This window comes from Photobacterium lucens (genome assembly GCF_009873615.1).
GTDB classification, from domain to species: domain Bacteria; phylum Pseudomonadota; class Gammaproteobacteria; order Enterobacterales; family Vibrionaceae; genus Photobacterium; species Photobacterium lucens.
The window spans coordinates 13,672-40,248 of sequence record NZ_SSMG01000288.1 but is presented as its reverse complement, the minus strand read 5'-3'; the positions used below and the strand labels follow the sequence as shown (position 1 = coordinate 40,248).

Below are 26,577 nucleotides of genomic sequence, written 5' to 3'. Positions count from 1 at the left end.
GCTAAGAAAATTTTATGTTGAGTTCGATCAAACCAGATCAATCTTTACTTTCTCAAGCGTAAAAAGAAGTAAAAATATTCCGTAAATTTATTTCTAAATTTTACTTTTTTAATTCACCGTCCTTTTTAGCCAAGGATCAATGCTTGCGGTCATTGTGTAATCTCGTTATAAAAGACCATTCATCACAAAAATAACAAGTTAGAGCCTTCTATGAGTACTATTGCCTACGGCATCAAAAATTGCGACACCATTAAGAAAATGAAAAAGTGGTTTGAAGCAGAAAACATTGAATACACTTTCCATGATTACCGTGTTGATGGTTTAGATCGTGCTCAACTCGAAACCTTTGAAGCAGCCCTTGGCTGGGAAGCCATGCTGAACAAACGTGGTACTACTTACCGTCAATTAACTGATGAGCAAAAAAACAGTTTAAACCGCGACAACGCATTAACGCTGATGTTAGAGCAACCAGCGATGATCAAGCGTCCACTATTAGTACACAATGACGCGTACTATCTAGGTTTTAAACCAGCTCAATACCAAGAAATTTTTCAACAATAACAAGGATACAAGGATGTCTGATAGCCCAGTTATTGCACTCGCTAAAGATTTAATGAGCCGCCCTTCGGTCACCCCTGAAGATGCCGGCTGCCAAGATGTAATGATCGCTCGCCTAGAGCAACTCGGTTTCACTATTGAAACCATGGTATTTGAAGATACGACTAACCTATGGGCACGCCGTGGTACACAAGCTCCATTGTTTGTGTTCGCAGGTCATACTGACGTTGTCCCTTCAGGCCCAGTAGAGCAATGGCATACACCACCGTTTGAACCAACAATTATCGATGGCTATCTACACGGTCGTGGTGCGGCTGATATGAAAGGTTCACTGGCGTGTATGATTGTGGCGATTGAACGCTTTATTGCTGAAAATCCTGATCACAACGGCTCTATTGCGCTTTTGATCACCTCTGATGAAGAAGGCCCTTTCATCAATGGGACGACTCGTGTGGTTGATACCCTTGAAGCACGCAATGAAAAAATCGACATGTGTATTGTTGGAGAACCATCAAGTACGCTGAATGTCGGTGATGTGGTGAAAAATGGTCGCCGTGGTTCAATCACAGGTGATTTAACGGTGAAAGGTATTCAAGGTCATGTTGCTTACCCTCACCTTGCCAATAACCCCGTTCATAAAGCACTACCAGCACTCGCAGAGCTTGCTGCGATCACATGGGATAATGGTAACGAGTACTTCCCACCAACCAGTTTCCAGATCCCAAATATTGCAGCTGGCACAGGTGCATCCAACGTGATCCCAGGTGAGTTTCAGGTGCAGTTTAACTTCCGCTTCAGCACCGAGTTAACCGATACTGAAATCAAGCGTCGTGTACATTCAGTACTTGATGCCCACGGTTTAGATTACGATCTAAAATGGACGTTAAGCGGTCACCCATTCTTAACCGACAAAGGCACATTGGTTGAAGCCGTAGTTGCTGCAATTGAAGAAGTAAACCACCAGCAACCTGAGCTATTAACCACAGGCGGCACATCTGACGGTCGTTTCATTGCTCGAACAGGCGCACAAGTTGTCGAGCTTGGCCCTGTTAATGCAACAATCCATAAAGTAAACGAGTGTGTGAAAGTCGCAGATCTTGAAAAGCTTACTGACATGTACCAAAAAGTGTTAGAAAAAGCGCTGTAATCACATCGCAATGAAATACATAAGCAGCCAGTTATTTTCTTCATAAGTGAAATAACTGGCTGCTTTTTATTATCTCTTTTATGACGAATATTAAGCCAAGTGCTCAAGAACAGTGATATGCTGAAAATACTCTTTATCACTCAATCAGTGAGGCTAATATGGAATGGCTTTTTAATCCGTGGGTAATTTCTTTTATTATTGTTGCTGTCATTGCCAGCAATATTGCCGCGCTCAAATATACCGCTTATATGAAAATTGGCATGCAGAAAAAGCACAAGTTATTTGACGATAAGCATCCTCTTAGTAAAAAAGAAGACTCTGTACCTCAAGATAAAGACGACAAAGCCTAGGCGAAAAGCCAATATCACAGACATAAAAAAAGCTACCAAATAGTAATGACTAATTGGCAGCTTTTTACATATTAATCAACAATTAAGCACGGCTTAAGTAATCAGCCACACCCACCCACTTATAACTAGTTAGCTCTTCTAAGCCCATTGGACCACGAGCATGTAGCTTCTGGGTTGATACTGCAACTTCCGCACCTAAACCAAATTGCGCACCATCAGTAAAGCGTGTTGACGCATTCACATAAACTGCCGCAGAGCCTGCCGCATTAACGAAACGCTCTGCTGCTTGTAAGTTGTTAGTTAGGATCGAATCTGAGTGGCTCGCATTGTGTTTACGCATATGGAAAATCGCCTCATCCACATTATTAACAACTTTAATGCCTAGCGTGTAGCTTAACCATTCAGTATCAAAGTCACCTTCCGCTACTTTACGCAGTGAAGATGCCTTACCTTCAAGTAGGTTGTAAGCCGTGTCATCGGCAACAAGCGTTACTTTTGCCTTATTCATACGCTCAACTAAACGAGATAAAAACGCTTCTGCTACTTTCTCATTCACTAGTAACGTATCTAACGCATTACATGCTGATGGACGTTGTACTTTTGCGTTCTCAACCACATCTAAAGAGCGTGTTAGATCAGCGCTATCATCAACATAAATATGGCTGATACCAAAACCACCGATGATCACAGGAATAGTGCTGTTCTCTTTACACATTTTATGTAAACCCGCACCACCACGAGGAATGATCATGTCCACGTACTGATCTAATTTAAGTAGCTGTGATACTAGCTCACGATCTGGCTGCTCAATGTATTGCACAGAAGATGCAGGTAGGCCTGCTTTTTCTAATGCAACTTGGATCACTTTTACCAATGCCATGTTTGAGTGAAAGGTTTCACGACCACCACGCAAAATACTAGCGTTACCCGTTTTCAAACATAGCGCAGCAATATCAATAGTTACATTTGGACGCGCTTCGTAAATAACGCCAACCACACCAAGTGGCACACGACGGCGGCTTAAACGCATACCATTTTCAAGTACACGGCTATCAAGCTCAGCACCGACAGGATCGTTTAGGTTAATCACATTACGCACATCATTAGCGATACCCGCTAAACGTGACTCATTTAGTAATAGACGATCAACTAATGCTTCAGACATGCCTGATTCAACAGCCGCATCAATATCTTGCTTGTTTGCCGCTAAAATAATGTCTTTATTACTTTCTAATTCATCCGCAATAATAGCTAATGCTTTGTTTTTAATCGCTGTAGCGGTTGTTGCTAACTCGAAAGCAGCTTGCTGTGCTGCTTGTCCCATTAATTCAAGATTCACAATAATTCCTCGTTATAATCCCTGTCGTGTAGCCAATGCTTATCTGTATTTATAGATACATGTCGTTTTAAATCACTACCATATCATCACGATGGATCGCCACGTGACCATATTCATAGCCTAATACTTGATGAATGTCTTGGCTGTGCTTACCTGCAATTTTTGCCATATCGACACTTGAGTAACGGCAAATACCACGTGCTAATAGGTTATTATCTTTATCAAAGATACGCACAACTTCACCACGCTCAAAGTCACCTTTTACCATGGTGATCCCTTTCGCAAGTAAACTACTGCCTCGTTGTTGCACAGCAGTGACAGCGCCGTCATCAATCACAATATCACCCGCTGGAGGAGGACCAGCCAAAATCCAACGTTTACGGCTTTCTAGTGGTGACTCCAATGGTAAGAAACGTGTACCTACAGATTTACCTTCCGCTAGTTCAATGATCACATCAGGGCGACGACCAGCAGCAATGATCACTTCAATACCCGCACGACGCGCAACATCTGCCGCTTGCAGCTTGGTTGCCATACCGCCAGTACCTAAACCGCCTACACTACCACCAGCTAGTTTACGTAATGTCTCATCAATCGTATGCACTTCACGGATCAATTCAGCATCAGGATTACTACGAGGATCTGCAGTAAATAAACCCGGTTGATCTGTCATTAATAACAGTTTATCTGCGCCACCTAAAATACCCACAAGTGCTGATAAGTTATCGTTATCACCGACTTTAATTTCAGTTGTCGCAACCGCATCGTTTTCATTCACAACAGGAACAATGCCGTTATCTAATAGTGCAACGATCATGTCACGAGCATTCAAGTAACGCTCACGGTCATTCAAATCAGCACGAGTTAACAACATTTGACCGATGTTGATCCCATAGATACCAAACAAGGTTTCCCATTCTTGGATCAAACGACCTTGACCAACAGCAGCAAGCAATTGCTTACTTGCCATTGTTTTGGGCAGTTCGGGGTAACCTAAATGCTCGCGGCCTGCCGCAATTGCGCCAGAAGTCACGATAATCACTTTATGTCCTTGGCGACGAAGCATCGCACATTGACGGACAAGCTCAACCATATGAGCACGATCTAACTTTAGCGTACCGCCAGTTAGAACGCTGGTGCCCAATTTAACAACAATTGTTTGTGATGCAGCAGATGCTGCAAGGTCTTGCTCTCGAGCATTGGTATTTTTGGTATCTGCCATGGGGATCAAACAAAATAAAAAGAAATAAAAAGTACTTTGTTTTATCAATACCGCTGACAAAGCACAAGAGAAAAACCGTTACGAAATAAATATAAATGGGCAAATATTTAATTAACACACTGAAACGCCCATAAATTACACAAAAATACATCAAGGCCAGTAAATTCCGTTGTCTCAAACAACAATTTGTAAAAAAAAGACACAAAAAAACCCATAAGCTATCTTATGGGTTTTATAAAATATCTAACTTTATTTATGCCAATTCGGTTAATTGAGTTTGCGTTAAATTAGAAGACGCTGAAAGTGTTAATTGGCACTCATCAACAATAAAAGGTGTTAACTTTTCGTGGAAATCGACCAAGGTTTTCATCACCGCATCTTTGTGTTTAGCGGGTAATTTGCCTTCGTTCCATTCACCACTAAGATCATAACGCCCAAAGTCATAGCTGTATTCAAAGCCGTTATCGGTCGCGGTTAATACCAACCACCAGCCCCAAAATTCACGCTCTTCAGGCTCTTTGTCTGCATTCACACAGCTCGCTAAACAATCAAAGAAAAAGTAACCTTCTTGTGATTTTTTTTCTCGTAAATAAGGTCCTAATGCAGTTAATTTTGTCATTAAACGCCCATGAGGCGGAAACAGAGTTGCCGTCGTCATTGCTAATCCATCCATAGTCAACTGCAGTTATGAGTAAGCGCATACTCAACAAAATAAACATGATCAATGATGACATTGCTTCATCATCATGATGTGCAACGAGATCATTATCATTATTTGTTATATTATGGTTGATGTTTGGTGAAATGCCAATGTAGGTATACGTATTTTTTAACAATATCAAAGCAGTATAAAAAAACGGAACAATACTTAAGGTATTATTCCGTCATCTTTATGACACTATGATTTCTTTACCAGCAATTAGGCGAGTTTCTCATCTAACCACTTCACAACTTCTATCATCGAACGATGATAGCCATCATGTAGTGGCTTTTCAGGTAAGGTTAGTGCTTTACCACCGTAACTTGAAAGCGCAATCAGCTGATTATCCATCTCAGGACACACCGGATCGTTTTTCAAACTGATCCCTAACATTGGCATATCAATACGTCGACGGCCTAAGATCCCCTGATTTTTCAAAGACCATGCAGGTAAGTGTGAAATAATACTCGCTTCAGATTGACCATTTTTGCCCATACGTGATGCTAAAACATCTAAGAACATACGCGGAATTTGCTCAATCAGCTTTGGCTGAGTCAACACACTATTAATCGCCCCACCTAAACTAATACATGTTTTTAAACGTGTAGGCTCCATAAAGCCCAAACGAATGGCTGCATTGCCGCCCATGCGAATACCCAGCATGGCAACTTTATGATGATCGACCCAAGGTACATCACGAATTTGTTGTAATAGTGCTTGGTGTAAACGGCTAGTATCTTCCGTTAAATTCCAACGATCACAATGGCCTACCGATGGCATATCAAGTGTCACCATGGCATAGCCTGCAGGGCCTAAATAATCTTCGTATAAACGCCATAAATCACACTGCAGAGTGTCTAAGCCACCACTGACAATAACAGTTGGTAATAATTTATCGGTACGTGGTAAATGAATGAAAGCTTCAAAGGTTTTGCCTTCATATTTTACGTTAATAGTACGCATATCATGCGGACGTAACTCAATCGCCTCACGGTAGCTTTGATTGGCTTGTAACTCTGCCTGATCTGCCAGTTGATCCCCTTTTATATAAGGGTAGGCAGCAATGCTGTAATGGGTACTGGCTTTTAATAACAACTCTGAGGCTTTTAATTTCTCGCCTTCATTTAGCAATAAACGAGCTTGTTTTTGGTAACTTGCACCCAGCTGTGACCATTCATAACTCCAGTTTCCCGGCTTATAACCAATCACGGTATCTAATAGGTTTTCATCTGTACGCTGCGCTGTTGAGCTCGCAATGCGTGCTAAAACCGCTTCAAGCTGAATAGGATCGACACCTTGCCAAATCCATTGAGGACGACGTAAAACACGGTACCAGCCAGCCTTACTCTCACCATCCAGCGCATTGTTCACTCGCCCACTGCGTACATGAGCAATTTTCACTAAACTCGATGTTTCTTTAGAGGTAGGTCTTGGGGCAAATAACTTTTCGGACAAATTTTCAGGGGATGGCTCAGACACGGCACTCTCCACGTAGTCTTTATAATGTGTAGTGATGATATACCCAAAATCACTTACGTATGTCGATTTAAAACAAAAAAAGACGCCTTATCGGCGTCTTAATAATCAATCTTAGTTTACCACCCTACAGCGATAAGCCTTGATAAAGAGAAATTGCTTATCGCTTAGCGATTGGATCAACAAACGTTACCGCCATATCCCATGGTTGCTCAATCCACGTATCTTGTGGAATATCTACAACGTAATCGTCAACTAAGTGCTTACCTGCAGGTTTTGCACATACGGTTACGAACTTACCACGTGGGTACATTTCACGGATTTTCTCTGCCGTACCGCCTGTATCAACTAAATCATCAACGATGATAAAGCCTTCACCATCACCTTCTGCTTTCTTGATCACACGCATGTCACGTTGATGATCATGATCGTAGCTTGAGATACATACCGTATCTACGTGACGAATACCTAGCTCACGCGCCAAAATAGCAGCAGGAACCAAACCGCCACGACTAACAGCAATGATACCTGTCCACTGATCCGCTGGAAGTAGCTTTTCAGCCAGCTGACGTGTATAGGTTTGCATGTTATCCCAAGTGATGATGAATTTATTACTCATAAACAAAGAACCTCTGGATCAACGATTCGAAAATCGCCATAAATTAGTAAAGCTTTATTAATCTAAAACTTAGAGAAAAATAATTTTCAAAAGGAACAGCGCTGAAATTACCCAAACACTGATATTTACGTCACGTCCCTTACCACTCATCGCTTTAACTGCAGCGTAAGTGATGAAACCAAGGCCAATACCTTCAGCAATTGAATAAGTTAATGGCATCAATAAACAAACCACAACAACTGGTGCTGCTTCTGTTAGATCACGCCAATCAATTGCCACAAGGCCTGACATCATAAGAATTGCTACGTAGAACAATGCACCTGCTGTTGCGTACGCTGGCACCATGCCAGCAAGCGGTGCAAAAAATAGTGCAAGGAGGAATAATACACCAACCGTTACCGCAGTAAGACCAGTACGTCCTCCGACTGCGACACCGGACACACTCTCGACATAAGAAGTGGTATTCGATGTACCCAATAGCGCACCAACTGACGTTGCAGTACTGTCTGCTAGTAGTGCGCGATTTAAACGAGGCAGCTTACCATCTTCGCCAATCAAGTTAGCTTTGGTCGCTACGCCGACTAATGTTCCTGCAGTATCAAATAAATCGACAAACAAGAAAGCAAACACAATTGAAATCAAACCAACTTCCATTGCACCTGCAAAATCTAATTGCATAAAGGTTGGAGCAATACTTGGTGGCATAGACATAATGCCGCCGTAGCTCACTTCACCAAACATAATACCTAATGCCGTTACCACTAAAATGGCAATCAACACAGCCGCTTTAAAACCACGATGCACTAACGCAATGGTTAAGAAGAAACCAAGCGCAGCCATTATTACAGGGAAGCTAGTTAAGTCGCCTACTTGTACTAACGTCGCTGGGTTATCAACCACAATGCCTGAGGTTTGTAGGGCAATAAACGCAAGAAATAAACCAATACCGGCTGAGATCCCAGTTCTTAACGCCAAGGGGATCGAGTTAATGATCCACTCTCGCACCTTTAATAGGCTCAGAGCGATAAAACATAAGCCCGATAAGAAAACTGCCGCTAATGCCACTTGCCATGTATAGCCCATACCTAACACCACAGTGTAGGTAAAGAAGGCATTTAGCCCCATACCTGGCGCTTGAGCCACAGGATAGTTTGCAAAAAAGCCCATCACGAAACAGCCAATCATTGCCGCTAAACAAGTTGCAACAAAAACGGCACCTTTATCCATTCCTGTATTGGCTAGCATAGTTGGGTTTACAAAAATGATGTAAGCCATCGTCAGGAAAGTGGTTAAGCCTGCAAGCAACTCAGTGCGCACATCAGTGCCGTGTTCCTTCAGTTTAAATAACTTCTCAAGCATGTTTCTCGGTTCCTTGGAGATAGACACGTTAGGTATTATGCAAAAATAGAAAACGTTTGCGTTCTCAATTTGAGCGCGATTATAAACATCAGATCTATCAATTTCCAGAAAATATCGAGTAAAAACACCGTTCTAAAGCGAATTAATTTTATTTGCTCCATTTGCCTTTTTGTAACAGGAAATTAGCAATATAAAATCAATGCATTAGCAACTATATTCCAAATAACAATAATTGTGGTTTTTTATATTTATAAGAATAAAACCAGCGAGATCGTTGAAAAATTCATCATAAATGAAGAAATGCAGTTACGAGTGGGAATAAAATAGCAGGTCATAAATAAAAAAACGCCACTTCAATACGAAGTGGCGGCGAATGTTGCAAATAACCGTTAACGATTATTTAGTATTCTCAAGTTAGGGGGTGAACAAACAGTTCAGTTAGCTAGTCAGCAACTAGATAACAAAATTCTTAGTAACCGAAGTAACTAGGGTAAGTAAAGTTACCTGTGTATACAGAACGGTTATTCCAAAAGTGTGTAATAGAATCAAATAATTTCATTTTTAAATCACCTTACAAATAAGTAATCCTAATTAAGCACATAATTATTATCTACTTAATCCTTGGATCGTATTGACCATCTAGGCCGCACTTATCTCGGTTCCTTGGAGGCGATATCTCGGGTTCATCCTGAACATGTACAGTCATTAATTCATCATCTCTCTGAGATTGTAGAAATCATAACCATTTCGTAATTTACTTTCAAGTTATTTTTTTAAGCTCGTCACACTTTTCGTAAAAAAACATTGTTAAATAAATTTTGATGTAATTTTTTTTCATTTTTAAAAGTAAACCATAGTTCCATAATCTAGATAAAACAAATAAATATCTAAAATAACTTACAGTGATGTATCTGTTGTGAGTGATCATTAAACATGATTCATACTTATGCATTATCGTATTTGCGGTTTAAGATTTTACTTTTTTCTCTACCTCCGCATTAGTCAGAATGATATGCTAAAAAAAATGCGATAGGTTTTATCGCTACATATTTATGTCATTTGGCGGCTAATAGCCTGACAAGTGTCACTAGCCCAATATTGTATAAAGGTAGGCTTCCGTGTCTGAAATCAGTCAACTATCACCTAAAGCCGTATGGCAATTTTTCGATCAAATCTGTTCTATCCCTCACCCATCTAAGCATGAAGAACAACTTGCACAATTCATTGTTGAATTTGCTAAAAAAGAAGGCTTAGACGTTCGTCGTGATGAAACAGGTAATGTGATCATTAAAAAACCTGCAACTGCAGGCATGGAAAACCGTAAAGGTGTGGTACTTCAAGCACACATCGATATGGTTCCACAGAAAAATGAAGAAACTGTACACGACTTCACTAAAGATCCTATCCAACCATACATCGACGGTGAGTGGGTAACGGCAAAAGGCACAACACTGGGTGCTGATAACGGTATGGGTATGGCAAGCTGTCTTGCTGTACTTGCAGCAAAAGACATTGAACATGGCCCATTAGAAGTGCTGCTAACCATTGATGAAGAAGCTGGCATGACGGGTGCTTTTGGCCTAAAAGAAGGTTGGTTAGAAGGTGATATCCTACTAAACACTGACTCTGAGCAAGAAGGCGAAGTATACATGGGCTGTGCTGGCGGCGTAGATGGTGCTATCACACTGGATATTACTCGTGAAGCGACACCAGCTGACCACCAAGCAGTAAAACTTGTATTAAAAGGCTTAAAAGGCGGTCACTCAGGTTGTGATATTCACACTGGTCGTGGCAACGCTAACAAATTACTGGCGCGCTTTTTAGCAGGTCACGCAGATGAGCTTGGCTTACGTATTAACAACTTTACAGGTGGTAGCCTACGTAACGCAATCCCACGTGAAGCATCTGTGATTGTTACTCTACCGGCAGCCAATGTTGATCAACTAAATAACTTATTCGCGCATTTCCAAACGCTATTAAGTGCTGAGCTTGGTCACGTAGAAACTGACATCAACCTATTTACTGAGTCCACTGAGCTACCAGCAGATGTGATGGTAATGGCAGATCAAGTACGTTTGATCAATGTACTTAACGTATGCCCTAACGGTGTGATCCGCATGAGTGATGACATTGAAGGTGTAGTTGAAACTTCACTAAACATGGGTGTTATCACAACTGAAAACGATAAAGTTATCGTTCTTTGCTTAGTGCGTTCATTAACGGATTCTGGTCGTAGTTATGTAGAAAGCATGCTGCAATCACTAGCGACATTAGCAGGTGCAGAATGTGCGTTCTCTGGTACTTACCCTGGCTGGAAACCAGATGCCGATTCTGAAATTATGCATGTGTTCCGTGATATGTACCAAGAGATGTACGGTAACAAGCCAAACATCATGGTGATCCACGCCGGTCTTGAGTGTGGTCTGTTTAAAGAACCATACCCTGAAATGGACATGCTTTCATTTGGCCCTACGATCAAATTCCCACACTCACCAGATGAGAAAGTGAAGATTGATACCGTACAAATGTTCTGGGATCAAATGATCGCTGTACTGAAAAACATTCCTGTTAAAAAGTAATGTAACCCAGCAACAACAACGGGCTTAACGCTAAAAGACGTTAAGCCCGTTTTTTATGTCATTGATTCTGGCAAAGACTAGAAACCAAAAGAAAGCTGCTGTGCTTTTAATCCTACTTCTAATCCAACGCTTAAACCTATTAAGCGAATTTCACGATTGTTTTGCCTCGTCATCGCTTCTTTAAGTAAATCCACAAACTGCGTTTTATCTAATTTGGGATAAATATGCTCAACGGTCGTTTGTTGAAAATCAGCAAACTTTAACTTCACCCCTTGTTTAGCAATATCAAGCTCAGGACGCACTTTACGTAATCGTTGCTCCAGCTCTGGGTATAACTGCTCTACCACTTGCCAGCATTGCTCATAGCTGGAAATATTTTGGCTAAAAGTACGCTCTACCCCAACCGATTTTCGTTGCCGTTCAACAATCACTTCACGCTCATCAATACCATGAGCACGTGACCACAGCGATTGTCCAAACTTCCCAAACTGTTGCAACAATAAGTGGCGATCGTAATTTTGCACATCACGCCCAACGAATAAGCCTTTCTCATGCAATTTTTGTATCGTCACTTTCCCAACACCGGGTATTTTTTCCAGCTTTAGATCTGCAACAAAATTATCAACCTCTTCAGGAGTAACCACGTATTGTCCGTTGGGCTTATTCAGATCAGAAGCCACTTTCGCAATGAACTTAACAGGGGCTACACCAGCCGATGCGGTAAGTTGTAACTCTTGCTCTATTGCTCGACGAATGTCTTGTGCAATAAGTGTCGCTGAGCCATGAAGCATTTCACAATCAGAGACATCTAAATACGCTTCATCAAGTGAGAGAGGTTCTATTTTATCGGTATAACGCTCAAAAATAGCGCGTATTTGCTGTGAAACCTCACGATATACCTGCATTCTTCCCGGAACTAAAGTCAAATGCGGACACAGCTTTAAGGCATGAGCAGTGGGCATGGCTGAATGAATTCCGTATTTACGCGCAAGGTAATTACAAGTACTCACGACCCCACGAGCAGAGCGACCACTGATCGCAATGGGAACATCACGCAAAGCAGGATCATCTCGCATCTCAACCGCCGCATAGAAGCAGTCCATATCGACGTGAATGATCTTCCTCTGTACCGCTTTTTGCTCTGCTACTTTCGCCACATTTACGCTCAAAACACACTGTTTATACATACAGCTATTATAGCGATGAATCACAATCGTTGGAAAACGAAAAATGGTGCATTATTTAAAATTCAATCTAGATGAAATATTTCGCTGCAAGATCACAAAATCGCAAGTCTGAGAAATATTTGATAATCAACTCATTACATCTAATGTTATATATATCAATATATTGTCTATCACTTTATGCGTACAGCTAGAAAAGGAGTTTATTTTGCAACATCAAGTACTTGTTGTAGAAGATAGCCGCGCATTTCGTCATTATCTTAAAGATCAATTACAACAGGCAGGCTTTAAAGCAGTGTTTGCCGAAAATTTAGCACAAGCTCACTCCCTGTTGGCCGATCCTGAACGTTATCTTTGCGCAGTGCTCGATTACTGCCTTCCTGATGCCCAAGATGGTGAAATTATTGATTTAGTATTAAGTCATAACATCAAATCAATCGTACTTACGGCACAATTCAATGATGAAATCCGAGAAAAGGTGCTTGCTAAAGGGGTATTAGATTACTTACTCAAAGACAGCGCAGCTTCTGTTGCCTATTTAGTCCCTTTACTACTGCGTTTAAAATCTAATCTGGATCATAAGGCATTAGTTGTAGATGACTCAGATATGGTGCGCAACCATGTCAGCAACTTATTAGAGAAGCAAAACCTAACCGTATACGAAGCCTCTGATGGCAACGAAGCATTACAGATCATTGAAGATAACCCAGATATTAGCTTAGTGATCACCGATAACGATATGCCGGAAAAAGATGGCATTACCATGACCCGTGAAATTCGTCGTGAGTACAGTCGAAATAAAATGGCGGTATTGGGTTTATCTGGCAGTAACGACAGCACCATGACAGCCCAATTTTTGAAAGCGGGTGCTAATGACTTTTTATACAAACCTTTCAATCAAGAAGAATTTAACTGTCGTATCCACCATATTCTTAATATGAAAGATACTTCCGATAAACTCTATCGTATGGCTAACCAAGACGCATTAACTGGGCTTTGGAATCGTCGCTATTTCTTCACTCACAGCTGTTGCCAATCGGAAACACAACAACGCAATATCGCCATGATTGATATCGACTTCTTTAAAAAAGTGAATGATACCTATGGTCATGATGGCGGTGATGCGGTACTCATTACCGTGAGTAAAATCATTGATGCACACTTCCCTGAAGCCATTGTGGCGCGCTTTGGTGGTGAAGAGTTTTGTATTAAACATTGCGGTAATTACCAAACCTTTATTGCTACGCTAGAGCTAGTACGTCAACGTATTGAATCTATCACTATTCCATACCTTGAACAGAATATTGAAGTCACGATTAGCATAGGCGCAACCACAGGATTGGAAGACATCGATGAATTACTCAAAGTCGCTGATGATAATCTTTATAGCGCCAAACAAAATGGTCGTAACCAATTGGTTAAATAGCAAAAAGCCTGAGTCAAACTCAGGCTTTTATTATTTACTCATCTACGCATAATAATGATTAGATGATTTGATTTTTCTTCCACTCAGCTTGACGAGCAGCACGAGCTTCACGCTTTTTACGCGCATCACACGGCTCAGGGCAATCACATTCTTTCGCGATACCAATACCGTCTAAACCACCACAACTACCGCTTACGGTTTTACGTTGAAAGATATAACCAACAGCCATTGCAACAATGACCAAAAGAAATACAGCAAATGTTGTTAAGTAAACAACCATGATCACCTCATTTATTTTTTAACGACGTATTGCTCAAACGTATCTGACTTAAATTCAACAAAGCCATCTTTGGTCTTTACAATCAACATGACAGGTAACTTTTCTTTATTCGCTAATGCTAACGACTCTTCTTCTCCCATAACAGAGAAAGTGGTTGCATAAGCATCTGCCGTCATGCAAGACGGCGCGATCACAGTAACAGACACCACATGGTTTGCAATCGGTTTGCCTGTTTGTGGGTTGATCAAGTGAGAATAACGCACCCCATCTTCTTCAAAGTAATTACGGTAATCACCCGATGTCGCAATAGCCATATCACCCGCTTGGATAATATCTTGTACTGCGCGTTCATTAGCAATCGGTTTTTCAATTGCGATACGCCAAGGCACATCAGAACGGTTCTTACCTTGCAGACGAACCTCACCACCCACATCAACCATGAAGTCTTTCACATGCAGATCATCTTTTAAGTAATCTGCCACCACATCGACACCATAGCCTTTGGCAATCGAAGACAGATCCACATACAAACCTGGTAGATCTTTTACTAACTTATTACCATCAATAACACTTAAATGTTGATAGCCGATCTCAGCTTTACGCGTTGCGATCTCTTGATCTGTTGGCGTTGATTCAGGACGAGCTTCTGGGCCAAAACTCCATAAGTTCACTAATGGACCTACTGTTACATCATAAGCGCCATTACTTAGCTTAGAAATACGTAGAGCTTCACTGATCACTTTTGCTGTTGCCGCAGAAACCTCAAAAGGTTGTGTAGATTGTAACTGGTTAAATTGGCTTAATTCTGAATCAGGGCGATAAGTCGACATTTGATCATTAACAAGCTCTAAACGCTTATCAATTTCTTTTTTGATCGTTTCAGGACTAGGCAACCCATCTTGCTTAATGAGTTTTACTGAATAGTAAGTCCCCATTGTTTGTCCATTAATATCAATCTGCTGACGACTGTCACCACAGCCCGTCAACAGCATTATCGTTGATAACATCAACGCACCGCACAGCAGGAAACGCTTCACTTCATACTCCATCGTTCATGTTGTTCTTTAGTCTGAGTACTTATCAATCGACTTATTGATAAGTAACCACAATAAAAAACAGGTTTTAAAAGGGTTAGTAAGAAAAAAGGCTGACCATTCACTGGCCAGCCAATTTTATTGTGATCGAAGGGCTATGTATTAGCCACCGAAATCATCTAGTAGGATGTTTTCGTCTTCTACACCAAGATCTTTCAGCATGCTGATAACAGCGGCGTTCATCATTGGTGGACCACACATGTAGTATTCACAGTCTTCAGGTGCTTCGTGATCACGTAAGTAGTTTTCGTAAAGCACGTTATGGATGAAGCCAGTGTAACCATCCCAATTATCTTCAGGTTGTGGATCAGACAGTGCACAGTGCCATACGAAGTTATCGTTTTCAGCAGCAAGCATATCGAAATCTTCAACGTAGAACATTTCACGCTTAGAACGTGCACCGTACCAGTAAGACATCTTACGCTTAGAGTGCAGACGCTTAAGTTGGTCGAAGATATGAGAACGCATTGGCGCCATACCTGCACCACCACCTACGAATACCATTTCTGCATCAGTGTCTTTCGCGAAGAACTCACCGAATGGACCAGAGATAGTACACTTGTCACCTTCTTTCAGTGACCAGATGAATGATGACATTTGACCTGGTGGTACGTCTGGATTATTAGGCGGCGGCGTAGCGATACGCACGTTTAGCATAATAATACCGAACTCTTCAGGGTAGTTAGCCATTGAGTAAGCACGGATGATATCTTCATCAACCTTAGACTCGTAACGGAATAGGTTAAACTTATCCCAGTCTTCACGGTACTCTTCTGGAACATCAAAGTCAGAGTACTTAATGTGGTGAGCAGGTGCTTCAATCTGGATGTAACCACCAGCACGGAAAGGTACTGATTCGCCATCTGGAATTTGTAGCTTAAGCTCTTTGATGAAGGTTGCTTTGTTATCGTTAGAGATAACAGTACATTCCCACTTCTTCACACCAAAGATTTCTTCAGGTAGTTCGATGTCCATATCAGACTTCACGTTAACCTGACACGCAAGACGCTCGCCTTCACGTGCTTCACCTTTAGTGATGTGATCTAATTCTGTTGGCAGAATATCGCCGCCGCCAGATTTAACTTTTACACGACACTGACCACAAGAGCCACCGCCACCACATGCAGATGATACAAAGATACCGTTACCCGCTAGAGCACCTAGTAGTTTGCCGCCTGCACCAGTTTTGATCGCTTTTTCTGGATCGCCGTTTACTGAGATAGTGATGTCACCTGTTGGTACTAGCTTAGATTTAGCAAATAGAATTACTAAAACTAGAGCCAGGATAATCAAGGTGAACATGACTACGCCAAGAAGAATAATATCCATTGATATTCCTTACTTATCCTGATTACAGCTGTACGCCAGAGAAAGACATGAAGCCTAACGCCATCAGACCAACTGTGATGAAGGTAATACCTAGACCACGTAGACCTGCAGGTACATCTGAATATTTCATCTTTTCACGGATACCCGCAAGTGCAACGATTGCTAACATCCAACCTGTACCAGAGCCGAAGCCGTACACGATTGATTCAACAAAGTTGTAGTCACGCTGTACCATGAACGATACACCACCGAAGATTGCACAGTTAACTGTGATCAACGGTAGGAAAATACCTAGTGCGTTATATAGAGGCGGGAAGAAGCGATCCAGAATCATTTCTAGGATCTGTACTAACGCCGCGATAACACCGATGAAAGTAATGAAGTTCAGGAAGCTAAGGTCAACACCTTGAACTAGTGCACCATCTTTCAATAAGTATGTGTAAACAAGGTTGTTTACAGGTACTGCGATCGTAAGTACTACGATTACCGCAACACCAAGACCAAAAGAGGTCTTAACTTTCTTAGATACCGCAAGGAATGTACACATACCTAAGAAGAAAGATAACGCCATGTTCTCGATAAAAATCGAACGAACTAATAGGCTAAGATAATGTTCCATGTTCCCCTTACTCCTTCGCTTCTACTTGTTCTGGACGGAAAGTACGAATAATCCAGATCATGAAACCGATTAGGAAGAAAGCAGACGGCGCTAACAGCATTAGACCGTTAGGCTGGTACCAACCACCGTCAGAAACAAGTGGTAGAACCTGCATACCGAATAGCTTGCCAGAACCTAATAGTTCACGGAAGAAAGCTACTGTGATCAGTACGAAACCATAGCCAAGACCGTTACCAATACCGTCAATGAATGATGGTAGTGGCGCAGACTTCATTGCGTATGCTTCTGCACGACCCATTACGATACAGTTAGTAATGATAAGACCAACGAATACAGATAGCTGCTTAGAGATATCGTATAGGTACGCTTTTAGTACCTGGTCTACCACGATTACTAGTGATGCGATGATTGCCATCTGAGCAATGATACGCACGCTGTTCGGGATTTGATTACGTACAAGTGAAACGAATAAGTTAGAGAATGCAGTTACCGCAGTTACTGCGATTGTCATAACAAACGCTGTTTCTAGTTTTGTTGTTACCGCTAGCGCCGAACATACACCAAGGATCTGAAGGGCGATTGGGTTATTACTGATAAAAGGTCCAAATAGGATCTTTTTCATTTCTTTAGCATCAGCCATTATTCAGATCTCCTGCACGTAGCTTAGCAAGGTAAGGACCGAAGCCTTGAGCACCAAACCAGAAATCGAAGGTGTGCTGTACACCGTTACTTGTTAGTGTCGCACCTGATAGACCGTCAACATCGTGTTCGCTACCTGCTGGTGCGCCACCTTTAACAATCTTGATTGCAGGCTTGAAGTTCATGTCGTACAACTTCTTACCAACGAACTGCTCACGCCATGTTGGGTTTTCAACTTCACCACCCAATCCCGGAGTTTCTGCTTGATCGTAGTAAGTGATACCGTCAACAGTGTTACCGTCCATGCCAACAGCTACGAAAGCGTACATCATTGACCATAGACCGTTACCGTGGATAGGTAGGATCACTTTTGTTGTTTGACCAGCTGCATCTTTAACAAGGTATACAGTTGCCACGTTTGCACGACGAATGATCTTCGCTAAATCTTCGCTAGCTGGAAGCTTAGTCGATTCTTTAGGATCTTTCGCTGCTGCACGTTGGTTGTATTGTGCTGCTGTTTGACCATCAACTTCAGAAACGTATGCACCGGTTTCAATATTTACAAGCTTAGGCTCGATGAATTTACCGTACGTTTCTTTTACGTTTGTTGTTGGTGTTAGTAGTCCTGCAACAGAAAGAATGTTGCGCTGTACGTCTAGTACCGCATTTTCTTGCTGCTTAGAACGTAGTGAAACAGCCGCCACAGATACGATTATTGAACACACTAAGCTCAATACAACAACAAAAAGCAGCGTTCTTTTAATGCTATCTTTATTACTTGCCATGGCGAGCCAGTCTCCGCTTGATGTTGCCTTGAACAACTAGGTTGTCAAATAGAGGTGCAAATAAGTTAGCGAATAGGATCGCTAGCATCATGCCTTCTGGGTATGCAGGGTTAACTACACGCACCATTACAGCCATTGCACCAATCAATGCGCCATACCACCATTTTGCTTTGTTGGTAAACGCTGCAGATACTGGGTCTGTTGCCATGAACATCATACCGAATGCAAAACCACCTAGAACTAGGTGCCACTGCCAAGGCATGCTGAACATTGGGTTAGTATCAGAACCGATGATGTTAAATAGTGTTGCTGCTGCAATCATACCGATCATAGTACCGGCAATGATACGCCATGAAGCAATACCCATAATAACGATGAATGCACCACCGATAAGGATAGCTAGAGTAGAAACTTCACCAATAGAACCTGGGATGTGACCGATGAATGCGTCCATCCAAGTGATGTTTTGACCAGTGATAGTGTTAACAACGCCTGCTTGACCACCTTGAGCCCACTGACTTAGCGGAGTCGCACCAGAGAAACCATCCGCCGCAGTCCATACTAGATCACCAGAGATCTGAGCTGGGTATGCGAAGAATAGGAACGCACGACCTGCAAGTGCAGGGTTAAGGAAGTTACGACCTGTACCACCAAAAATTTCTTTTGCGACTACAACACCAAAGGTAATACCTAGTGCCGCTTGCCAAAGTGGTAGTGTAGGTGGAACGATCAATGCGAAAAGAATAGAAGTTACAAAGAAACCTTCGTTAACTTCGTGCTTACGCACCATACAGAACAACACTTCCCAGAAACCACCCACAGCAAATACAACTGCGTAGATAGGTAGGAAATACGTTGCACCAAGCAGCATCTTACTGCCCCAACCAGCGTCAACTGATAGGGTACCGCCTAGCATTTGGGTAAACCAGTAATGCCAATCAGCAGCAATGATTGCAGCTAGCTTATCGCCAGTGTAAAGGTGGTTAAGACCAGCAATCGCTTGGTCACCCACGTTGTACATACCCCAGAACATTGCTGGGAAGACCGCAAGCCATACCATGATCATTAGGCGCTTAAGGTCGATACTGTCACGAACGTGCGCAGAAGTACGCGTTACTTGACCTGGTGTGTACATGATTGTTGCGAATGCTTCGTATAGTGCAAACCAACGCTCATGCTTACCACCTGGTTCAAAGTGGTGTTCGATATCTTCGAGGAAATTCTTGAGACCCATGAATTACCCTTCCTTCTCAATTTTGTCCAAGCACTCACGTAGCAGTGGACCAAACTCATACTTACCAGGGCAAACAAATGTACATAGTGCTAGATCTTCTTCATCTAGTTCTAATGCACCAAGTTGTTGTGCGCTGTCTGAATCACCAGCACATAGATCACGAAGTAGCAATGTTGGTTCGATGTCTAGCGGCATTACTTTTTCGTAACTACCAATTGGCACCATTGAACGCTCAGAACCATTCGTTGTTGTTGTCATGTTGAACAACTGACCAGGGAAGAACTGGCTTAAGAATGTACGAGTTACAGAAAACTTGTTCTTACCAGGTGCAATCCAGCCCATGAATTCTTTTTCATAGCCTTCACGCAGTGCTGATACTTGTAGGTGGTAGCGACCTAGGTAAGCATGTGGACCATCAGCTTTCACGCCGTTAAGCACTGAACCTGAAAGTACACGTAGTTGACCAGGCATCATTTCTGAATCAGTTAGTTGCTCAACAGAAGCACCTAGGCGAGTACGCACTAGACGAGGTTTGTTGACAACTGGACCCGCAAGAGAAACAACGCGATCTGTGAATAGCTCACCAGTTAGGAACAACTTACCGAACGCAATAACGTCTTGGTAGTTGATGCTCCAAGCAATGTGGTTTGCATCTGCACCGTAAAGCATGTGAATGTGCGTACCAGCAAGACCCGCTGGGTGCGGACCGTTAAATACGTGCTCTTCAACATTTGCTTCAGATGAACGAGGAAGGCTAGCACCAGATTTACAAACGTAAACTTTACCGCTTGTTAGACGAGATAGGATCGTCAAACCAGCAATGAAAGCGTCGCTTTGCTCATTGATGATAACTTCTGGATTCGCAGCCAATGGATTTGTATCCATTGCAGTCACAAAAATAGCTTGAGACTCAGAACCTACTGCTGGAACCTTGCTAAATGGACGAGTGCGAAGCGCAGTCCATAGACCAGATTCAACTAACTGATCAACAACTACAGCGCGATCAAGTTGAGCAAGTTGAGCTGACTCATACTTATTAAATGTGATTTGCTCGTCGCCTTCTACATCAATTACTACAGATTGCAGAACACGTTTAGCACCACGGTTGATTTCCACTACCTTGCCGCTAGCTGGAGCAGTGAATTTCACGCCTGGATTCTTCTTATCTTCAAAAAGAACCTGACCTTTTTTCACTACATCCCCTACGCGAGTATGCATTGTAGGACGCATACCAACATATTCTTCGCCAAGCAAGGCGACTTTAGAGATGGCATTGCCATCATGTATCGCCTGGGTAGGAGTCCCTGCAATTGGGATATCCAAACCCTTTTTTATTGTAATCATACGCACTTGCACTACATTAAAGGGAAAAAGAATTTTCTATTGCGCAATCTAAGACACGACTTTCCATGATTCGAAATCGGTCTACAGGTAAGACCTCACCTGTAAAGCACCAATACCGCAACATCTAGTTAACTACCGCACCACAAATATTGTGGTGAGTAATTTTTTCAAGGCGGCGATTCTACCATTATTCCAGTCGTTTTTTCTATGCTAATCCGCGCGATTCCGACTGAAAACCAAGCAACAATTGAAGCGCAATAGTTTCATAACTCAATAAATTTGACCAAGCGCACATTTCTTAAAAATAACGCAGCTTACTATTGCATTTATTTTTGATGCTTTTTTTAACAAAATCGCTATTAAATCAAGCTCAAATTAACCAATATCAAACATAAAAATAACAAATAAACATTTATTTCGTGAATATTGATGAACACTTCAAAGTATTAAACGAATGATGGACTTTTAACGGATCATGCTAAATTCAAAATAAAATGCTGGGCGCTATAGTAAACAGAGATAATAAAAAAGGCCGTTATAAAAACGACCTTTTATTCATAATGTTATGAGCTAATTACCCAATTTGTGAGCCACCTCGACAAGATGGCGACGCTGGTGCTGTCATCGATTCTGCCCATTCAGCTTCGGTATAAGTATGAATCGCTAACGCATGAATATGGTTTGCCAATTCATCAGCAAGTACACTATTGATTGAACGATGCCTTGCAATCAAACGTTGATCATTAAATTGCTCACTCACCACAACTACTTTGAAGTGACTCTCTGAGCCCGGTGGAACATTATGCATATAGCTTTCATTTAACACCTCTAAGTGCTTAGGTGAAAACGCTTCATTAAGCTTATGTTCAATACGTTGTTGGATCATGATAAACCTCCGTTAGCAATATCACGGTATTGCTAAATCTTTCTCTACTTTATTCTTATTTTGATGTCGTATTTCCTTTGCACTCGCGTGGTGTTCTGCGAAAATAGCCGACTATTTCGTAAACATACCTGAAAGTTATCCGCAATGAAACCAGAGCTAACCTTACATCAACGCACCTTAACGCTAAAACGCTTTCCAGTAAGGAAAAATGAAACTCTGCAAGCATGGGACGCCGCAGATGAGTATCTGATCAATCACTGCCAAGAGATGGAGCTCGATCCTGAACGCCCAATTCTAATCATGAACGATAGCTTTGGCGCGCTCGGTTGTTGGTTTGCTAATCAAGCACCGGTGACTAGCGTGACAGACTCTTTTATTGCTAAACAAGCCTGCCAAGAGAACTTAGAGCGTAATCAACTACCACCGATTTCAATCATTGATTGTCTGGCGGATTTACCGCAAAACCCACAGTTAATATTACTAAAACAGCCTAAAAATAATCGCTTATTAAGTTGGCAATTACAGCAACTTTGTCATTTACTTCCTGCTGATTGCATGGTGATTGCCGCTGGTAAAGTGAAAGAGATTCATACATCGACGTTAAAACTATTTGAAAAATTTTTAGGTGAAACCAAAACGTCATTAGCAGTAAAAAAAGCCCGTTTGATCTTTTGTAAGGTGAATCCAAACTTAGCTAAGCCCCTCCCCCATCCAGTAAAGTGGGATGTGCCAGAGCATAAGTTAACAATCACTAACCATGCGAATGTCTTTTCTAGTGACAGTTTAGATATTGGTGGTCGCTTACTATTGGATTTCATTCCACAAGATACAAAATACAAAGACATTATCGATCTTGGCTGTGGTAATGGTGTGATTGGTATTAAAGTCGCTCAACTCAATCCACAAGCAAGCGTCACCTGTGTTGATGAGAGCTTTATGGCTGCGGCATCATGTCGAGAAAATGCCAACATTAACCTAGAAAATCCACAACAGTTAGCTGTAGTTAACGATAACTGTTTAGATAGTTTTGAGCCTGATAGTGCTGATTTGGTGCTTTGTAATCCCCCATTCCACCAGCAAAATACCGTAACAGATCATATTGCTTGGCAAATGTTTTGTGATGCGCAACGTACCTTACGTAAAGGTGGTGAGATGATTGTGATTGGTAATCGCCAATTGGGCTACCATGAAAAATTGAAGCGTGTATTTAGCAATGTAAAACTAATTGGTCAAAACAATAAGTTTGTCGTATTACAATCAACAAAATAATCTAACGTCATTATGACGCGAATTAATTGCTTGTGATGTTTAATAACATCCGATTTTTTCGTTTATATTTATACAACTAGCGCAAAGGAAATGGAGAGCATGAAAAAATACATCGTGATTGCAACTGCTTTATTAGTGAGTGCGTGTGCAAGTAACCCTGTACAACCACCATTAGCTCTAACACTTACACCAGTGATTGCATCACAAGCTGCTGCTAATCACCTAAGCGTACAGATGTCGAGTAAAGACTCACGAAGCCAGCAATATATTGGTGTAGTCGATAGCGGCGCAAAGAATGTTGAAGAGTTCCAGCCTGCTGAGAACATTGCAGCAACATTCCAGAATGCTTTAACAAAGCAACTGGCGAGTGAAGGGATCAAAGTAACACCTTCTGCGTCATCAAACATTGCTATTAATATTGAAAAAGCGCTAGTTAACGTAAAACAAGGCCTTGTTAAGTACGACATGAATAGTGAACTACAAATTGCGCTTGTGGTTACTACACCAAAAGGCACATTTAGTAAGCAATATTCAGCACGTTCAACTAAACAAGAACCATTGAAAGTGAAACGTGAAGACATTGCGCAAAGCTTAGAAAAAATGATGAATTCAGTGCTAAATGAAATCGCCAATGATGGCGAATTACGTCAATATTTAACGGAGAATCTTTAATGCCACGTTTTTTACTCGCACTATGTTTACTGATTGCATTGCCTGTAAGTGCTGCTACTAAAGTTTTAGTAACAACTAACTTAGGCGATTTCACTATTCAGTTAAATGATGAAAAAGCGCCAATCACTAGCAAAAACTTCTTACGTTATGTAGAAGAAGGCAGTTACAACGGTACGATCTTCCATCGTGTGATCCCTGGCTTTATGGCACAAGGCGGTGGCTTTGATAAAGACATGAAGAAACGTCCAACCCATGCTCCAATTAAAAATGAAGCAACTAACGGCCTGAAAAATGATACAGCAACGATTGCCATGGCACGTACGCAAGATCCTAACTCAGCAACGAACCAATTCTTTATTAACTACAAAGATAACAGCTTCTTAAATGCTGCTGGTAACAATCCTGGTTACGCTGTTTTCGGTAAAGTGATCAACGGTTTTAATGTTGTAGAAGACATGGCAAAAATTCCAACAGGCTCTAGCCCTGCAACAGGTATGCAAGACGTACCGCAAAAGCCAATCATTATTGAATCGATGAAAATCGTTAAATAATAAATAATGCCACCTATGCCCACATTCATAGGTGGCGTTTCCGCACAGCTCACTTTCCACAAAAACTTTCTTATCCTAAAGTCTTGGTCTATTCATTAGACCCAAGTACTGCTGAATTAACTTCATAACTTGGTGTCGAATTAACACTGAACCAATGCGAACTTAGTTTATTACTGCTAAGATCTCGTTTATAAAGAAAAAATAACAGTTTCACTATTGGCAAGTATCTGCAATGGATGCTTGTGCTATGAGGAAAATATGGATAAAGCCATACAACAGGATAATACCACCGGCTGGCGTGTGTATTTAAATCCCAAAGCTCTGATCATGTTCGCGCTCGGGTTCTCATCCGGCTTACCTATTCTACTGGTGTTCGGAACGCTTTCTTTTTGGTTGCGCGAAGCTGATGTCAGCCGTACCAGTATTGGCTTTTTTAGTTGGGTGGCACTAGCTTATGGTTTTAAGTGGGCATGGTCACCATTAGTAGACCGTTTTCCACTGCCGATTTTTTCCAAACTTTTTGGTCGCCGCCGAGGCTGGATGTTGTTTTCACAGCTGATCATCATCTTATCACTGTGCGGAATGGCAACCAGTAACCCACAAACGGATCTCATACAATTCGCCCTCTTTGCTATCGTTGTCGCGTTTGCTTCTGCAACTCAAGATATTGTTATTGATGCATTTCGTATTGAATTAGCTACTGTGCGTTTACAGGCAGCACTTTCTGCGACCTATATGGCAGGTTATCGCTTAGCAATGATCATGGCAGGTGCAGGTGCGCTCGCATTTGCAGCATGGTTTGGCTCAGACAGTGGCTATGATCCATCAGGTTGGAAAGCGGCTTACTTTATCATGGCAGGGATGATGCTGATTGGTGTGATTACTACGCTATTGGTTAAAGAGCCAAATATTGATAGTTCATCTATTGAAAAGATCGAAGATGAATACCAGCAAAAACTTGAGCAAAAAGGCTTAGGTAAGCGTCAGGCTAAATTAGGTGCATGGTTCTATACAGCTGTGATCATGCCATTCCAAGACTTTTTCCAACGCTATGGCAAGAATGCCCTGCTGATCTTATTGCTGATAAGCTGTTACCGTATTTCCGATGTGGTTATGGGCGTGATGTCGAATGCATTCTATGTTGATATGGGCTTTACCAAGAGTGAAGTTGCATCAATATCAAAAGTGTTTGGTGTGATCATGACGTTAGTAGGTGCAGGCTTAGGCGGTATCTTGGTGAGTAAATTTGGTACATTGCGCATTCTTGCACTAGGTGCATTATTGTCTGCGATCACTAACCTATTGTTTATGATCTTCACCTACATTGGTAACAATATCGAAATGCTAACTTTAGTCATTTCAGCTGATAATTTAGGTGCAGGTATTGCAACAGCCGCCTTCATTACCTTTATGTCTAGCTTAACCAATGTGGCATTCTCTGCAACTCAGTACGCGTTATTCAGTTCGATCATGTTGCTATTCCCAAAATTCATTGCCGGCTTCTCTGGCATGTATGTTGACCATTTTGGCTATAACATATTTTTCTTAACTACGGCACTGATCGGTATTCCTGTACTGATTTTAATCCGCCTAGTTGCGAAAAATTCAGCGCTAACATCAGCTGAATCTCCTACCGCTATCGAAGAACAATAATCCTCTCGCACTTTAGGTAAGATTTTTGTTGAAAGCAGGGATCTTACCTCTACATCTTTTATGCAAATTGCATATTTTTGCTATCAAAAAAATTTCCTCAGAACATCAACCTCATAAAAAGTTCACTAAATGCGTAAAAAAAGCGCACAAAGATCACACTTATTTTGTAAATGTAATAGATTTCAGACGATCAAGATCACAAAAAGCAAAGGATTGCGCAAACGTTACATTCCCAAGTGAGAGATTAAGCAATAGAATTAGAA

Annotated in this window: 25 protein-coding genes; 9 read left to right on the top strand and 16 right to left on the bottom strand. The window is 41.6% G+C overall.

Features of this window, described 5'->3' with window-relative positions; all coding sequences use genetic code 11:
• Nucleotides 1-210 precede the first annotated feature (210 nt).
• The 3 genes from E5A76_RS12580 (at nucleotide 211) to E5A76_RS12570 (ending at nucleotide 2,055) form a co-directional block, all read left to right on the top strand.
• Complete coding sequence (locus E5A76_RS12580; RefSeq protein WP_053988579.1) at nucleotides 211-561, top strand: ArsC family reductase; 351 nt, start codon at nucleotides 211-213, stop codon at nucleotides 559-561.
• A 13-nt stretch (nucleotides 562-574) separates the two neighbouring features.
• Nucleotides 575-1,705 carry a succinyl-diaminopimelate desuccinylase gene (gene dapE / locus E5A76_RS12575; protein ID WP_107164856.1) on the top strand — a complete coding sequence of 377 codons (1,131 nt, stop codon included), beginning with the start codon at nucleotides 575-577 and terminating at the stop codon, nucleotides 1,703-1,705.
• A gap of 158 nt (nucleotides 1,706-1,863) precedes the next feature.
• Nucleotides 1,864-2,055, top strand: a complete 192-nt coding sequence (locus tag E5A76_RS12570) for a DUF2897 family protein (RefSeq protein ID WP_008986387.1) — start codon at nucleotides 1,864-1,866, stop codon at nucleotides 2,053-2,055.
• A gap of 82 nt (nucleotides 2,056-2,137) precedes the next feature.
• Here E5A76_RS12570 and E5A76_RS12565 read toward each other — a convergent pair whose 3' ends face one another.
• The 6 genes from E5A76_RS12565 to E5A76_RS12540 form a co-directional block, all read right to left on the bottom strand.
• Nucleotides 2,138-3,379: a glutamate-5-semialdehyde dehydrogenase gene (locus E5A76_RS12565; protein WP_161119137.1), complete on the bottom strand. Its 1,242-nt coding sequence runs from the start codon at nucleotides 3,377-3,379 to the stop codon at nucleotides 2,138-2,140.
• An 82-nt stretch (nucleotides 3,380-3,461) separates the two neighbouring features.
• Nucleotides 3,462-4,616: a glutamate 5-kinase gene (gene proB, locus E5A76_RS12560; protein ID WP_053988583.1), complete on the bottom strand. Its 1,155-nt coding sequence runs from the start codon at nucleotides 4,614-4,616 to the stop codon at nucleotides 3,462-3,464.
• Nucleotides 4,617-4,869: 253 nt separating this feature from the next.
• Nucleotides 4,870-5,274: a sigma factor-binding protein Crl gene (gene crl, locus E5A76_RS12555; protein ID WP_161119136.1), complete on the bottom strand. Its 405-nt coding sequence runs from the start codon at nucleotides 5,272-5,274 to the stop codon at nucleotides 4,870-4,872.
• 261 nt (nucleotides 5,275-5,535) lie between these two features.
• Nucleotides 5,536-6,795: an esterase FrsA gene (frsA, locus tag E5A76_RS12550; RefSeq protein WP_053988585.1), complete on the bottom strand. Its 1,260-nt coding sequence runs from the start codon at nucleotides 6,793-6,795 to the stop codon at nucleotides 5,536-5,538.
• Between the two features lie 157 nt (nucleotides 6,796-6,952).
• A complete protein-coding gene (gene gpt, locus E5A76_RS12545) occupies nucleotides 6,953-7,411 on the bottom strand; it encodes a xanthine phosphoribosyltransferase (protein ID WP_053988586.1) in 459 nt (152 codons plus the stop codon).
• A gap of 69 nt (nucleotides 7,412-7,480) precedes the next feature.
• Nucleotides 7,481-8,770, bottom strand: coding sequence for an NCS2 family permease (locus E5A76_RS12540; protein ID WP_053988587.1), 1,290 nt, complete (start codon nucleotides 8,768-8,770; stop codon nucleotides 7,481-7,483).
• A gap of 1,118 nt (nucleotides 8,771-9,888) precedes the next feature.
• Here E5A76_RS12540 and E5A76_RS12535 point away from each other — a divergent pair.
• Entirely contained in the window at nucleotides 9,889-11,349 is a 1,461-nt protein-coding gene (locus E5A76_RS12535; protein WP_161119135.1) for an aminoacyl-histidine dipeptidase, read from the top strand.
• 77 nt (nucleotides 11,350-11,426) lie between these two features.
• Here the strand turns inward: E5A76_RS12535 and dinB are convergent, their stop codons facing one another.
• Nucleotides 11,427-12,506 carry a DNA polymerase IV gene (dinB, locus tag E5A76_RS12530; protein WP_449301130.1) on the bottom strand — a complete coding sequence of 360 codons (1,080 nt, stop codon included), beginning with the start codon at nucleotides 12,504-12,506 and terminating at the stop codon, nucleotides 11,427-11,429.
• Nucleotides 12,507-12,741: 235 nt separating this feature from the next.
• Here dinB and E5A76_RS12525 point away from each other — a divergent pair, with 235 nt between their 5' ends.
• Nucleotides 12,742-13,959 carry a response regulator gene (locus E5A76_RS12525; protein WP_161119133.1) on the top strand — a complete coding sequence of 406 codons (1,218 nt, stop codon included), beginning with the start codon at nucleotides 12,742-12,744 and terminating at the stop codon, nucleotides 13,957-13,959.
• Between the two features lie 58 nt (nucleotides 13,960-14,017).
• On the opposite strand, the gene nqrM is transcribed toward E5A76_RS12525, so the two are convergent.
• The 9 genes from nqrM to bolA form a co-directional block, all read right to left on the bottom strand.
• Nucleotides 14,018-14,239, bottom strand: coding sequence for a (Na+)-NQR maturation NqrM (gene nqrM / locus E5A76_RS12520; RefSeq protein ID WP_008986377.1), 222 nt, complete (start codon nucleotides 14,237-14,239; stop codon nucleotides 14,018-14,020).
• A gap of 11 nt (nucleotides 14,240-14,250) precedes the next feature.
• Nucleotides 14,251-15,276, bottom strand: a complete 1,026-nt coding sequence (locus E5A76_RS12515) for an FAD:protein FMN transferase (RefSeq protein ID WP_316247331.1) — start codon at nucleotides 15,274-15,276, stop codon at nucleotides 14,251-14,253.
• Nucleotides 15,277-15,435: 159 nt separating this feature from the next.
• Nucleotides 15,436-16,662, bottom strand: a complete 1,227-nt coding sequence (gene nqrF, locus E5A76_RS12510; protein WP_008986375.1) for an NADH:ubiquinone reductase (Na(+)-transporting) subunit F — start codon at nucleotides 16,660-16,662, stop codon at nucleotides 15,436-15,438.
• Nucleotides 16,663-16,684: 22 nt separating this feature from the next.
• On the bottom strand, nucleotides 16,685-17,281 hold the full coding sequence (gene nqrE, locus E5A76_RS12505; protein ID WP_005370126.1) for an NADH:ubiquinone reductase (Na(+)-transporting) subunit E: 597 nt from the start codon (nucleotides 17,279-17,281) through the stop codon (nucleotides 16,685-16,687).
• Between the two features lie 7 nt (nucleotides 17,282-17,288).
• Complete coding sequence (locus E5A76_RS12500) at nucleotides 17,289-17,921, bottom strand: NADH:ubiquinone reductase (Na(+)-transporting) subunit D (RefSeq protein ID WP_008986374.1); 633 nt, start codon at nucleotides 17,919-17,921, stop codon at nucleotides 17,289-17,291.
• On the bottom strand, nucleotides 17,914-18,705 hold the full coding sequence (locus tag E5A76_RS12495; RefSeq protein WP_053988592.1) for a Na(+)-translocating NADH-quinone reductase subunit C: 792 nt from the start codon (nucleotides 18,703-18,705) through the stop codon (nucleotides 17,914-17,916). Before E5A76_RS12495 ends, E5A76_RS12500 begins: the two co-directional genes overlap by 8 nt.
• Nucleotides 18,695-19,939, bottom strand: a complete 1,245-nt coding sequence (locus E5A76_RS12490; RefSeq protein ID WP_053988593.1) for an NADH:ubiquinone reductase (Na(+)-transporting) subunit B — start codon at nucleotides 19,937-19,939, stop codon at nucleotides 18,695-18,697. Before E5A76_RS12490 ends, E5A76_RS12495 begins: the two co-directional genes overlap by 11 nt.
• A gap of 3 nt (nucleotides 19,940-19,942) precedes the next feature.
• Nucleotides 19,943-21,283, bottom strand: coding sequence for a Na(+)-translocating NADH-quinone reductase subunit A (locus tag E5A76_RS12485; protein WP_161119131.1), 1,341 nt, complete (start codon nucleotides 21,281-21,283; stop codon nucleotides 19,943-19,945).
• Between the two features lie 574 nt (nucleotides 21,284-21,857).
• Nucleotides 21,858-22,169 carry a transcriptional regulator BolA gene (gene bolA, locus E5A76_RS12480; RefSeq protein ID WP_008986370.1) on the bottom strand — a complete coding sequence of 104 codons (312 nt, stop codon included), beginning with the start codon at nucleotides 22,167-22,169 and terminating at the stop codon, nucleotides 21,858-21,860.
• 144 nt (nucleotides 22,170-22,313) lie between these two features.
• On the opposite strand from bolA, the gene E5A76_RS12475 reads away from it, so the two are divergent.
• The 4 genes from E5A76_RS12475 to E5A76_RS12460 all read left to right on the top strand — a co-directional run bounded on the left by E5A76_RS12475 (nucleotide 22,314) and on the right by E5A76_RS12460 (nucleotide 26,314).
• A complete protein-coding gene (locus tag E5A76_RS12475) occupies nucleotides 22,314-23,438 on the top strand; it encodes a methyltransferase (protein ID WP_161119130.1) in 1,125 nt (374 codons plus the stop codon).
• 99 nt (nucleotides 23,439-23,537) lie between these two features.
• A complete protein-coding gene (locus E5A76_RS12470) occupies nucleotides 23,538-24,110 on the top strand; it encodes a YajG family lipoprotein (RefSeq protein WP_053988595.1) in 573 nt (190 codons plus the stop codon).
• Entirely contained in the window at nucleotides 24,110-24,661 is a 552-nt protein-coding gene (locus tag E5A76_RS12465) for a peptidylprolyl isomerase (RefSeq protein ID WP_053988596.1), read from the top strand. Before E5A76_RS12470 ends, E5A76_RS12465 begins: the two co-directional genes overlap by 1 nt.
• Before the next feature lie 258 nt (nucleotides 24,662-24,919).
• Entirely contained in the window at nucleotides 24,920-26,314 is a 1,395-nt protein-coding gene (locus tag E5A76_RS12460; RefSeq protein ID WP_053988597.1) for an AmpG family muropeptide MFS transporter, read from the top strand.
• Nucleotides 26,315-26,577: the final 263 nt, after the last annotated feature.